The organism is Nonomuraea maritima, from assembly GCF_900100395.1.
Lineage (GTDB): Bacteria > Actinomycetota > Actinomycetes > Streptosporangiales > Streptosporangiaceae > Nonomuraea > Nonomuraea maritima.
In genome coordinates this window covers 22,196-33,234 of the sequence record NZ_FNFB01000048.1, presented here as the reverse complement: position 1 = coordinate 33,234, position 11,039 = coordinate 22,196, and the positions used below count along the sequence as shown (strand labels likewise).

Below are 11,039 nucleotides of genomic sequence, written 5' to 3'. Positions count from 1 at the left end.
TCCGCATCGGTGAGGGCCGTCAGGGTCACTTCGACTGGAGCAGCTACTCCAACCGCTCCTGGTGAAGGCTGTCCAGCCGGTTGCGCAGGAAACGGCGCTCCGCCTCGGTGGGCGCGAGGTCGAGCGCCCGGCGGTAGTGGACGGCCGCCTCTCGGGTACGACCGGAGCGCCGCAGCACGTCGGCGCGGGTGGCGTGCAGCAGGTGGTAGCCGTCGAGCCGCCCGGCCCCGGCGATCGCGTCCACCAGGGGAAGCGCCGCCTCGGGGCCGTCGGCCATGCCGACCGCCACGGCCCGGTTCAGCTCGACGATCGGGCTCGGCGCGACGCGCGCCAACTCCGCGTACAGGCCGGCGATCTGCGCCCAGTCCGTCCGCTCGGCGAGCGGCGCGGTCGCGTGGCACGCCGCGATGGCCGCCTGTAGCTGGAACGGCCCGGCGCGGCCCCGGCGCAGCGCCCGCTCGCAGATCGTCGCGCCCTCCGCGATCTGCTCCTGATCCCACAACGTACGGTCCTGCTCGTCGAGCGGGACGAGATCGCCGGCCGCGTCGACGCGAGATCGCCTGCGGGCATCGTGCAGCAGCATCAGCGCGAGCACGCCCGCGGCCTCCGGCTCGTCGGGCATCAACCGCGTCAGCACCCGCGCGAGGCGGATGGCCTCCTGGCACAGCCGGGCCTTGCCCGGGTCGCCGTACCCCTCGTTGAACAGCAGATACAGCACGTGAAGCACGGCGGGAAGGCGGTCCGGCAGCAGGTGCGCGGGCGGCACCCGGAACGGGATGCCCGCGTGGGCGACCTTCTGCTTGGCGCGGAAGATGCGCTGGCCCATGGCACGCTCCGACACCAGGAACGCGCGCGCGATCTCGCCGGTGCTCATGCCGGTCAGGCTCCGCAGCGTCAGCGCCACCTGGGCGTCGAGGTTCAGCGACGGATGGCAGCAGGTGAACATGAGCTCCAGGCGCTCGTCCGGGATGTCGCTGTCCGTCCGGTAGGGCGGCGGCTCCGGGTCCATCGCGGCCACCTCCTGCAGCTTCGTCGCCTCGTTGGACGCGCGCCGCATCCGGTCGATCGCGCGGTTGCGGGCCGCGGTGGTCAGCCACGCCAGCGGCTGGTCCGGCACGCCCGACTCCGGCCACTTCCGCAGCGCCCTCGTGAACGCGTCCTGCGCGCACTCCTCGGCCAGGTCCCAGTCGCCGCCGGTGAACCGGATCATGGTGGCCACGATCCGGCTCCATCCGTCGGCGTAGATCGCGGCGATCCGGTGCCGCACCTCGGTTGCCACGGGGCGTCGTCTAGTCCTCGTCGTCCGGCCAGAACGGGCGCAGCTCGATCGCGCCGTGCCAGGCCATCGGGTGCTTGGAGGCGACCTCGATGGCCTCGTCGAGGTCGGCGCACTCGAGGATGTCGAAGCCCGCGATCAGGTCCTTCGTCTCCGCGTACGGGCCGTCGGTCAGCAGCACCTCCCGGTTGCGTACGCGCACCGTCGTCGCGTCGCTCGCCGGGCGGGTACGGCTGCCCATGAGCCGGACGCCCTTGCCGTCCGTCTCCTCCACCCAGTCCTCCACGTCGGGGGCGCCGTCGTCCTGACCGGGCGTGTGGTCGGGGTCGACGCACACCAGCATGAGGTACTTCATCGGGTTGCTCCCATCGTCGGGGAATCGGCGGCGACCATGGCGGCGACCGTGGCCGACATGTTCCGGCACAGGGTAGCCAGGCGGCTGCCGAGTGCCTCAGGGTCGGCCTCGGCGCTCTCGCGGGCGCCGGTCACGCCGGGGCCGTGGGTGAACGAGTGGCTGACCAGGGTGCTGCCCGGCTCGTCGCCGTCCCGCAGCTCGTAGCGCCAGATGGAGCCGGCCAGGCCGGCGTCGTCCAGAACCGTCCAGCCGAACGCGAGCGGCTGTTCCGCTTCGGTGACCACGCAGGTCACCGTGCTCTCGAAGCCGCCGGCGTACCGGTTGCGGGCGATGAACCGGGCGCCGACAGCCGGGCCTTCGGCGTCGCACCAGACGCCGCCCGTGGCCTCGGGGCTCCACTCGCCCGTCCGTTCGATCGCGGTGATCAGCTCCCACATCCGTTCGCGCGGTATCGGTACGGGCAGCACGACCGTTACCTGCGCTCCGGTGACCAGGTCCATGGATGGTGCTCCTTTCGTGTCCGTCAGAGGGATGACGAACGGGGGACGGGCTCCACTACGCACCGGGGCCAAGATTTTTGGCGCGACGGTCGAAGGCGGGAAGGTGGAGGAGGCTTTCAGGTCGTCCTGGCGGGGTGGGAGGATGGGCCGCTATGGGAGGTCCGGACCTGCGTGAGCTGCATCAAAGGGCGGTGGCCGGGCGGGTGGTCCGACCGATTCTCGGGTCCGGCTGTGTGCCGCCGCCCCGCTAGGCGCCACGAAGAGGTCAAGTTGTGACAAGTTCCCCCGGCCCGTGGCCGATCAACGACGATCTGACCGTCCTGCGCGCCCGCGTCCTCGACTACGCCACCCGCGCCGGGCTCAGCTCGCAGCGCGCGGAAGACCTGATGCTGTCGGTCAGCGAGGCGGCCGCCAACGTCCTCGAGCACGGCGGCGGCCACGGCACCGTGCGCGTCTGGCTCGACCGCGGCGACGTCGTCGTCGACATCACCGACACCCACGGCGTGCTCGCCCCCCACCACGCCCGCCGGCAGCGCCCGCCGGACGACGCCCGGCGCGGCTTCGGGCTGTGGCTGATGCGGCAGATGTGCGACGACATCAGCATCGACCAGCGGCCCGGCTGCTCGCGGCTCCGCCTGCGCATGTCGCTGCCCTCCTGAAGCGGCCGAGAAAGGGTAGTCCTCCGGCATGCCGGAAGGACATCTCATCCACCGCCACGCCGCCGAACAGCACGCCGACCTGGCCGGCCGTGAGGTGCGGGCGGCCGGTCCGCAGGGCCGGTTCGACGCGCGGCCCTGGGACGGGCGGGCGCTCACCGGCGTCGAGGCCGTCGGCAAGCACCTGCTCTACCACTTCGACGACGTGCCCGCCGTGCACGTGCACCTCGGCATGCGGGGCATCTTCCTGCGGTACGACGACCCCGGCACCCCGCCGAAGCCCGGCACCCGGCTGCGGCTGGCGACGCCCGAGGTGGCATACGACCTGATCGCCCCTTCACGCTGCGAGGCGCTGTCGCGGGCGGAGGTGGCGGGGCTGCGGGACTCGCTCGGGCCCGATCCGCTGCGTCATGACGCCTGCCAGGACGAGGCCGCCGCCCGGCTGACCGCGTTCCGGGGGCCGGTGGGCGCGGCCGTCCTCGACCAGCGGATCTGGTCGGGGATCGGCAACGCGTGGCGGGCCGAGCTGCTCTTCCTCACGGGCCTGCACCCGAACGCCCGTGACCTGTCCCGCGACACGGCCGGACGGCTCTGGGACACCGCGGTCACGTACCTCGCGCTCGGCAGGGACGCCGGGCAGGTGGTCAGCGACCCGGACGCGCCGGACGAGCGCTGGGTCTACCGGCGCGACCACTGCCGCAGGTGCGGTGCACCCGTCCTGACCTGGCAACTCGCCGGGAGGACCGCATACTGTTGTGGTATGGATCAGCCGGAGCAGCGGTGAGCGGTCTCCTCGACATCCGGCGCGTCTACATCGAGCCAGAGGCGGCCGCGCTGCCGCGTGGGCGCGAGATCCTCGACCGTTTCCCCGACGCCGAACTCGTCGAGATCGAGAGCCACAACCGCATCCCCGAGCTGTACGGCGACGAGGCCAACGTGGCCCGCTGGGTGCGCATCAAGACGGAGTCGCTCGTGCTCGGCGTGAAGAAGTCGCTGACCGCCCGGCCCAACGGCCGCTCGTCGGACTTCATCGCCCCGTCGACGGCGAACGGCTGCGCGATGGCGTGCGCCTACTGCTACGTGCCGCGGCGCAAGGGCTACAGTAACCCGATCACGGTGTTCGCGAACATCGAGAAGATCACGGGCTATCTGCGGCGGCACGCCGGCCGTCAGGGCGACAAGCCGGAGCCCAACCAGGTCGATCCGCGGCTGTGGGTGTACGACATCGGCGAGAACTCCGACTGCTCGGTGGACGCCACGATCTCCGACAACGTACGCGACCTGGTGGAGCTGTTCCGCGACCTGCCGAACGCCAAGGCCAGCTTCGCCACCAAGTACGTCAACCGCGACCTGCTCGACTGGGAGCCGCGAGGGCGGACGCGGGTCCGCTTCAGCCTCATGCCCGCCGCCGACTCCAAGCTGCTCGACATCCGTACGTCGCCGATCGCCGAGCGGATGGCCGCGATCGACGACTTCGTGGCGGCCGGTTACGAGGTCCACGTCAATCTGAGCCCGGTGGTGGTGCGCGACGGCTGGCTGGAGGACTGGGCCGAGCTGCTCGGGCAGCTCGACGACGCGCTGTCTCCCGAGGCCCGCGCCCAGCTGGCCGCCGAGGTGATCTTCCTGACCCACAACGACCGGCTCCACGAGGTCAACCTCGGGTGGCATCCGAAGGCGGAAGAGGTGCTGTGGCGGCCGGAGCTCCAGCAGGCCAAGCGGTCGCAGACCGGCGGCTGGAACGTCCGCTACCGCACCGGCCAGAAGGGCCGCTACGTCGCCGCCCTCACCGACCTGCTCGCCGAGAAGCTCCCTTACTGCACGGTCCGGTACGCCTTCTGAGTGACGGCGAGTTTCGTGACGTCGCCTGAACGGGTGGTGTCGTAGCCGTCCAGGGCGGAGATCCGGGCGCGCAGGGCGGGCGTCCTGAGCGCGGCGACGAGGTGGGCGGCCGGGTCGAGGGCGCGCCCCGACAGCGCGACGTCGAAGTCCTCCCAGGCCAGCGGGACGAAGTCGAGGTCCAGGTCGGTGGCGGCCGAGCGGACGCCGATGCCGGCGTCGACGGTGCCGGTGGCGACGGCGAGGGCGACCTCCAGATGGGTGCCCATCTGCGGCCCCCGGATGCCGTCCGGGTCGTGTCCGGCGGCGAGGAGCAGCCGGTCGAGCAGGACCCGGGTGCCGGTGCCTGGACGCCGGGTGGAGATCCGCCGTCCTGGCAGGTCGCCGACGCCCGTGATGCCGTACGGGTTGCCCTGCGGCACGATGAGCCCCTGCTCACGGCGCCAGAGGTGGACGAGGTGCGGGTCGAGGCCGCGCAGCATGCCGAGCGCGAAGGGCGCGTTGTAGACGCCGGTGTGGTGCAGCAGGTGGATCGCGGCGCCGTCGGCGCGGCCCTGGCGTACGGCGTCGAGCCCGGCGACGCTGCCCTCGCGCGTGGCGATGCGCAGCCGTCCGTCGAGCGCGGCGGTGAGCAGGCCGAGGGCGGGGTCGTCGCTGCCGGCCAGGGTGAGGACGGAGTCGGCCTCGAGGAAGCGGCGGGCGGCGAGCGCGCCGCCGGACGCCACCCGGGCGCGGCGGCGGTCGGCCAGTTCGAGCACCCCGGCGTCGGCGAGCCGGCGCTGGGCCCGGCTGACCGTGGAGGCGGTCGTGTTCCACTGCCGGGCGAGTTCCCGTACGCCGGGCAGTTCGTCGCCCGGACGGAGTTCGCCGCCGCTGATGTGGTGCGCGAGTTCGGCGCAAATTTCCCGATATCGGGTCACGCTTCCACAACTTACCCTTGCGCTTATCTGAAGTAGCACAGATATGGTCACAGCCATGCGTAAAGGGATTCTGCTCGGTCTCGCATGGGTGGCGACGATTCTGCTGGCCGCGTGCGGAACCACCGCACCGTCCTCCGGCGAACCGGCGAAATCGCTGATCCTGGCCACCACGACCAGCACCCAGGACAGCGGGCTGCTCGACGAACTGCTCCCGGTGTTCACCCGCGAGAGCGGCTGGCAGGTCAAGACCGTGGCGGTGGGCAGCGGCGCGGCCATCGAGCTGGGCCGTCGCGGCGAGGCGGACGTCCTGCTCGTGCATTCGCCCGCGGCGGAGGAGAAGTTCGTCGCCGAGGGCGGCGCCGGTCAGCGACGGCTGGTGATGCACAACGACTTCGTGCTGGTCGGCCCGCCGGACGACCCCGCGAAGATCAAGGGCGCGAGCAGCACGGACGCGCTGAAGAAGGTCGCGGACGCCAAGGCCGTGTTCGTCTCTCGCGGCGACGAGTCGGGCACCCACTCCAAGGAGAAGGACCTCTGGTCGAAGGCCGGGGTCACCCCGGGCGGAAACTGGTACCAGTCGACCGGGCAGGGCATGGGCGAGACGCTCCGCGTGGCCAGTGAGAAGGGCGGCTACACCCTCTCGGACCGGGCCACCTACCTCGCCCAGCGCGACACCCTGGAGCTGGAGGTGCTCAGCGAGGGCGACCCCGGCCTGCTGAACGTCTACCACGTCATCGAGATGACCACGAAGGCCGGCGACAAGGTGCAGCCCGACGGCGCGAAGGCGTTCGCCGACTGGCTCGTCGCCGAGCCCGCGCAGCGGCTCATCGGCGAGTTCGGGCGGGCGAAGTACGGCCAGCCGCTGTTCACCCCCGACGCCGGCGCGGACGAGTCGAAGCTGGGCCTGTGAGACCGGCATGGACGTGCTGTTCGACGGACTGGCGGGCGCCGTTGCCCTGCTGCTCTCCGGTGACGAGGAGAGCTGGTCGATCATCGCGCTCACCCTCAGGATCTCGCTGACCGCGACAGCGATCGCCCTGCTCATCGGGGTGCCGCTGGGCGCGGTCGTGGCGCTCACGCGCTTCCCAGGGCGGCGGGTCGTCCTGGCGGCGGCCAACACGGGGATGGGCATGCCGCCGGTCGTGGTCGGCCTGTTCGTGACGGTGCTGCTGTGGCGCAGCGGGCCGCTCGGCGGGCTCGGCCTGCTCTACACCCCGTCCGCGATGGTCATCGCCCAGGGCGCGATCGCCACCCCGATCGTCGTGGCGCTCGTCGCGGCCGCGCTGCAACAGGTCGATCCCGACTTCCTGGTGCAGATGCGGGCGCTCGGGGCGACGCCGGCCCGCGCGCTCGCGGCGCTGCTGGGCGAGGCCAGGCTGCCGCTGCTCGCCGGGGCGATGGCCGCGTTCGGCGCGGTGGTCAGCGAGGTCGGGGCCGCGCAGATGGTCGGCGGCAACCTGGCCGGGCAGACCCGGGTGCTGACCACGGCGGCGGTGCTGGCCACCAGCAGGGGCGAGTTCCCGCTCGCCATCGCGTTCGGGCTGATCCTGCTGTTGCTCGCGTTCGGGGTGAACCTGGCGCTGACCCTGATCCAGCAGCGACGGGTGGTGCCGCGGTGAGCGCCGGGATCGGGTGCCGGGACCTCCGCGTGCACGCCGGCGGGCGCGAGCTGCTCAGCGTGCCGGAGCTGCACGTCGCGTCGGGGCGCACGCTCGCGGTGCTCGGCCCCAACGGGGCCGGCAAGTCGACGCTGCTGCGCGCGCTCGGCCTGCTCAGCGGCCATCGCGTCAGCGGTCGGATCCTGCTGGACGGACGTCCCGCGACGCGCTCCACGATGCGGCACGCGGCCGTCGCCGTGCTGCAACGGCCCATCCTGCGCCGCGGCACGGTGGCCGCGAACGTGATCAGCGGGCTGCGGTTCCGTGGCGTCGGCCGTCGCGAGGCGTACGAGCGGGCACAGCCGTGGATGGAGGCGCTCGGCCTCGGGCCGCTCGCCGGACGCGACGCCCGCAGCCTGTCCATCGGCGAGGCCCAGCGGGTCTGCATCACCCGCGCGCTCGCCGTCGGGCCGCAGGTGCTGCTGCTGGACGAGCCGTTCACCGGGCTGGACAGCACCACCCGCGCCGACCTGCTCGCCGACCTGAGGGCCGCGCTGACCGGCCGGCCCACCGCGACGATCCTGGTCACCCACGACCGGCAGGAGGCCGTCGCCCTGGCCGACGACACCGCGCTGCTCATCGCGGGCCGGATCCGCCAGCACGGCCCGACCGCCGAGGTGCTGGACCATCCAGGCGACACCGACACGGCCAGGCTGCTCGGGTACACGAACCTGCTCCCGCCGGCGCTCACCGGCCTCGCCCGCACCCTCGCCGCGCGGCCGGAGCACACCCGTCTCGTGCTCGACGAGCTTTCCGGCGAGGGTGATGGACATACGGTGACCGGGACGCTGCGCAGGACGGTCGCGCTCGGCATCGTCACCCGCGTCGACGTCGACACGGCGGCCGGCCCGCTGACCTGCCTGCACCCCGGCGACGTGCCCGCCGCCGAGCTGCCGCCGCCGGGCGCCGAGGTCCGCGTCGAGGTGCGGCACGCGCGGGAGCTGGCTTCCGCCGGACGGGACGAGCCGGCGGGGGTCCGCTGACGGGGAGGTCGCGGCGTGACCTAGCATGCGGGCATGCGGACTGCTGCAGGCGTCGTACTGGCGGGCGGGCGTTCCAGCCGGATGGGACGGCCGAAGGCCTGGCTGGAATGGCACGGTTCGACGTTGCTGTACCGGGCCGCCGCGCTGCTCGCGCGGACGGTCGACGGGCCGGTCGTCGTGGTGGCCGCGCCGGGGCAGGAGCTCCCGCCGCTGCCCGCTGGGGTGTCGGTGGCCGAGGACCCCGTGGAGGGGCTCGGGCCCATGCAGGGGCTGGCCGTCGGGCTCGCGGCGGTGGCCGACCGGGCAGAGACGGCGTTCGTCTGCTCCACCGACATGCCGTTCCTGCACCCCGCCTTCGTCCGCCGCGTGCTGCGGGGGCTGGCCCCGGGCGTCGACGTGGCGCTGCCGGTGGCGCGGGGCTTCCGGCAGCCGCTGGCAGCCGGTTACCGCACTTCGCTGGCCGGGCTCGTCACGCGGCTCCTGGCCGAGGGCGACCTGCGGCCGGGCATGCTCTACAAGCACTGCGAGGTGGTGCAGCTGAGTGACGACGACCTGCTGGCCGACACCCAGCTCGCGCGGCACGACCCCGAGCTGGAGTCCGTGGTCAACGTCAACTCCCCGGACGATTACGCGGCGGCCCGCGACCGGCTGCCGCCGGAGGTCCTGGTGGAGTGCTTCGGCGCGCTCGCGAGGAACGGCGGCCACCGGCCGCGCGGCGTCCGCGCCGCCACGCTCGGGGCCGCCGCCGCCGAGGCCGGCCTGACCCTGGACCGCCACGTGGTGGCCGCACTCAACGGCGACCAGGTCACCCGCGACGGCGCGCTGCCGCTCGTGGCAGGCGACACCGTCGCCTTCCTGTCAGCGGACGCCGGCGGCTGAGCCGGCACGACATGCGCGCAGGGGCTCCTGGAGGGACCCCGGTGCAGACCGCCTAGAGTCGGGAGCATGACGCCTGGTGGTTTCTTCGGGCGAGCGCTGCTCGTCGACGTAGAAGGTCGGGAGGCTGAGGGCGCGGTCCTCGAGCTGAGTGAGCGCGTGCTGCGGTCCTACCTGGGCGGAGTGGGGCTCGGCACCTGGCTGATGCACCGGCTGGCCCCTCCTGGCGTCGACCCGCTGGCCCCGCAGGCGCCGCTGGCCTTCGTGTTCTCCTCGCTGGTCGGCACCCCGTTGACCACCAGCGCCAAGTTCGCGGTGGTCGCCAAGTCGCCGCTCACGGGGCTGCTGACCGACGCCCTCGCCTCCAGCCAGTTCGCCATCGCCGGCAAGCTGACCGGGCACGACGCGATCGTCATCAGAGGCCGGGCCGACGAGCTGTCGGTGCTGCTGATCGACGGCGAGGGCGTCCGCCTCGAACCGGCGCCTGAGCTGGCCGGGCTCAGCGCCGCCGAGGCCGAGACCGCGGCGAAGGAGCGCTTCGGCCGCACCTGGCGCACCGCGGCCATCGGCCCCGCCGGCGAGCGCCAGGTCAGATACGCGACGATCAGCCACGACGGCCGGCACGCCGGGCGCGGCGGCCTGGGCGCGGTGCTCGGGGCCAAGAACATCAAGGCGGTCCTCGTCCGGTCGGCCACCAAGGTGTCGGTCGCCGACCAGAAGGGCGTCCTCGCCGCCGCCCGCGACCTGCGGCAGCGCAGCTTCGGCCCGGCCACCGCGAAATACCGCGAACTCGGCACGCTGGCCAACCTCCTGGCGTTCAACGCGGTCAGCACCCTGCCGACCCGCAACTTCACGGCGGCGACCTTCGACGGCGCGCCCCGGCTGGCCGCAGAAGAGCTGCACGAGCTGCGCGGAGTGGCCCGCAACAGCTGCGCGTCGTGCTCGATCGGCTGCGAGCACATCTACTCCCGCAAGGGCGGCGGACAGCAACGGATGGAGTACGAGAACGTCTTCGCGCTCGGCCCGCTGTGCGGGGTGTCCGACCCCGACGACGTGTTCGCCGCCAGCGCGCGCTGCGACGAGCTCGGGCTCGACACCATCTCCGCGGGCGGGACGATCGCCTGGGCCATGGAGTGCGTCGAGCGCGGCCTGATCGACGAGCCGTGGCTGCGTTTCGGCGACGGCGCGGCGCTGCTGCGCGCGATCGACGCGATCGGCGCCCGGGAGCCGGGCCTCGGCGAGCTGCTGGCGCAGGGGTCGCGCCGGGCCGCCGCCGTGGTCGGGCAGGGCTCGATCGACTTCGCGCCGCAGGTCAAGGGCCTTGAGCTGCCCGGTTACGAGCCGCGCAGCCTGCAGGCGATGGCGCTCGGCCTCGCGGTGAACGCCAGAGGGGCCGACCACAACCGGTCGGGAGCGTACGAGGCCGACCTGTCGGGCGAGCTCGACCGGCTCGACGGCGGCGCGGCCCACGTCGCCGCCGCGATCGGCACCGAGGACCGGGCCGCGGTCATGGACTCCATGATCTTGTGCAAGTTCCTGCGGGGCGTGTTCGACGACCCCTTCACGGAGTGGGCCAGGCTGCTCGCGCTGGTCACGGGCTGGAACCTGGACGCGGCCGAGCTGCGCGACGCCGCCCGGCGCATCGTCCGGGCGAAGCGCGCGTTCAACCTGCGCGAGGGCGCCACCGCGGCCGACGACACGCTGCCCGCCCGGATGCTGGAGACCCCGCTGGAGCTGGGCTCGGGCCGCAGCGCGGCCCTCGATGCGCGCCGGCTGCGGTCGATGGTCGCCGGTTACTACTCCGCGCGGGGTCTGGACGAGGAGGGACGCGTCAGGACGGCCGATCTGGAGGATCTGCTGCTGGACGCCTGACCACGGCTCCCCTCAAACCTTGACAATTCGCCTATTTCGGTACTAACACCTGAATAAGTACGAATGTGCGGATTAGGTGACATCTAATATTGCAGCGCAAAATTGTA

Annotated in this window: 12 protein-coding genes; 8 read left to right on the top strand and 4 right to left on the bottom strand. The window is 72.8% G+C overall.

Annotation, left to right across the window (positions count from 1 at the left end; genetic code table 11):
* Nucleotides 1-43: 43 nt before the first annotated feature.
* Genes BLR04_RS37865 through BLR04_RS37855 form a run of 3 tightly spaced genes read right to left on the bottom strand, consistent with a single transcriptional unit; the run spans nt 44 to nt 2,131 of the window.
* Nucleotides 44-1,279 (bottom strand): RNA polymerase sigma factor, encoded by a 1,236-nt coding sequence (locus tag BLR04_RS37865; protein WP_245740983.1) that lies wholly within the window; start codon nt 1,277-1,279, stop codon nt 44-46.
* 10 nt (nt 1,280-1,289) lie between these two features.
* On the bottom strand, nt 1,290-1,631 hold the full coding sequence (locus tag BLR04_RS37860; protein WP_090773991.1) for a YciI family protein: 342 nt from the start codon (nt 1,629-1,631) through the stop codon (nt 1,290-1,292).
* Nucleotides 1,628-2,131 (bottom strand): SRPBCC family protein, encoded by a 504-nt coding sequence (locus tag BLR04_RS37855; RefSeq protein ID WP_090773990.1) that lies wholly within the window; start codon nt 2,129-2,131, stop codon nt 1,628-1,630. Before BLR04_RS37855 ends, BLR04_RS37860 begins: the two co-directional genes overlap by 4 nt.
* A 272-nt stretch (nt 2,132-2,403) precedes the next feature.
* Here BLR04_RS37855 and BLR04_RS37850 point away from each other — a divergent pair, with 272 nt between their 5' ends.
* The 3 genes from BLR04_RS37850 to BLR04_RS37840 are packed head-to-tail and all read left to right on the top strand — an operon-like array spanning nt 2,404 to nt 4,626.
* Complete coding sequence (locus BLR04_RS37850) at nt 2,404-2,790, top strand: ATP-binding protein (RefSeq protein ID WP_090773989.1); 387 nt, start codon at nt 2,404-2,406, stop codon at nt 2,788-2,790.
* A gap of 28 nt (nt 2,791-2,818) precedes the next feature.
* Nucleotides 2,819-3,571: a DNA-formamidopyrimidine glycosylase family protein gene (locus BLR04_RS37845; protein ID WP_090773988.1), complete on the top strand. Its 753-nt coding sequence runs from the start codon at nt 2,819-2,821 to the stop codon at nt 3,569-3,571.
* Entirely contained in the window at nt 3,568-4,626 is a 1,059-nt protein-coding gene (locus BLR04_RS37840; RefSeq protein WP_090773987.1) for a spore photoproduct lyase family protein, read from the top strand. Before BLR04_RS37845 ends, BLR04_RS37840 begins: the two co-directional genes overlap by 4 nt.
* On the opposite strand, the gene BLR04_RS37835 is transcribed toward BLR04_RS37840, so the two are convergent.
* Nucleotides 4,599-5,543: a substrate-binding domain-containing protein gene (locus BLR04_RS37835; RefSeq protein WP_090773986.1), complete on the bottom strand. Its 945-nt coding sequence runs from the start codon at nt 5,541-5,543 to the stop codon at nt 4,599-4,601. The genes BLR04_RS37840 and BLR04_RS37835 overlap by 28 nt on opposite strands.
* Before the next feature lie 55 nt (nt 5,544-5,598).
* Here BLR04_RS37835 and BLR04_RS37830 point away from each other — a divergent pair, with 55 nt between their 5' ends.
* The 5 genes from BLR04_RS37830 to BLR04_RS37810 all read left to right on the top strand — a co-directional run bounded on the left by BLR04_RS37830 (nt 5,599) and on the right by BLR04_RS37810 (nt 10,932).
* A complete protein-coding gene (locus BLR04_RS37830) occupies nt 5,599-6,453 on the top strand; it encodes an ABC transporter substrate-binding protein (RefSeq protein ID WP_090773992.1) in 855 nt (284 codons plus the stop codon).
* 7 nt (nt 6,454-6,460) lie between these two features.
* On the top strand, nt 6,461-7,162 hold the full coding sequence (locus BLR04_RS37825; RefSeq protein ID WP_090773985.1) for an ABC transporter permease: 702 nt from the start codon (nt 6,461-6,463) through the stop codon (nt 7,160-7,162).
* On the top strand, nt 7,159-8,184 hold the full coding sequence (locus BLR04_RS37820; protein WP_090773984.1) for an ABC transporter ATP-binding protein: 1,026 nt from the start codon (nt 7,159-7,161) through the stop codon (nt 8,182-8,184). Before BLR04_RS37825 ends, BLR04_RS37820 begins: the two co-directional genes overlap by 4 nt.
* Before the next feature lie 33 nt (nt 8,185-8,217).
* Nucleotides 8,218-9,063, top strand: a complete 846-nt coding sequence (gene mobA / locus BLR04_RS37815; RefSeq protein ID WP_090773983.1) for a molybdenum cofactor guanylyltransferase — start codon at nt 8,218-8,220, stop codon at nt 9,061-9,063.
* Nucleotides 9,064-9,129: 66 nt separating this feature from the next.
* The gene (locus tag BLR04_RS37810) at nt 9,130-10,932 is read left to right on the top strand and encodes an aldehyde ferredoxin oxidoreductase family protein (protein ID WP_090773982.1); all 1,803 of its coding nucleotides are present in this window, start codon (nt 9,130-9,132) and stop codon (nt 10,930-10,932) included.
* Nucleotides 10,933-11,039: the final 107 nt, after the last annotated feature.

Coding starts and splice junctions, on each gene's coding strand:
- BLR04_RS37855 (WP_090773990.1), bottom strand. CDS start 2,131: ATGGACCTGGTCACCGGAGCGCAGGTAACGGTCGTGCTGCCCGTACCG.
- BLR04_RS37860 (WP_090773991.1), bottom strand. CDS start 1,631: ATGAAGTACCTCATGCTGGTGTGCGTCGACCCCGACCACACGCCCGGT.
- BLR04_RS37830 (WP_090773992.1), top strand. CDS start 5,599: ATGCGTAAAGGGATTCTGCTCGGTCTCGCATGGGTGGCGACGATTCTG.
- mobA (WP_090773983.1), top strand. CDS start 8,218: ATGCGGACTGCTGCAGGCGTCGTACTGGCGGGCGGGCGTTCCAGCCGG.
- BLR04_RS37810 (WP_090773982.1), top strand. CDS start 9,130: ATGACGCCTGGTGGTTTCTTCGGGCGAGCGCTGCTCGTCGACGTAGAA.
- BLR04_RS37845 (WP_090773988.1), top strand. CDS start 2,819: ATGCCGGAAGGACATCTCATCCACCGCCACGCCGCCGAACAGCACGCC.
- BLR04_RS37825 (WP_090773985.1), top strand. CDS start 6,461: ATGGACGTGCTGTTCGACGGACTGGCGGGCGCCGTTGCCCTGCTGCTC.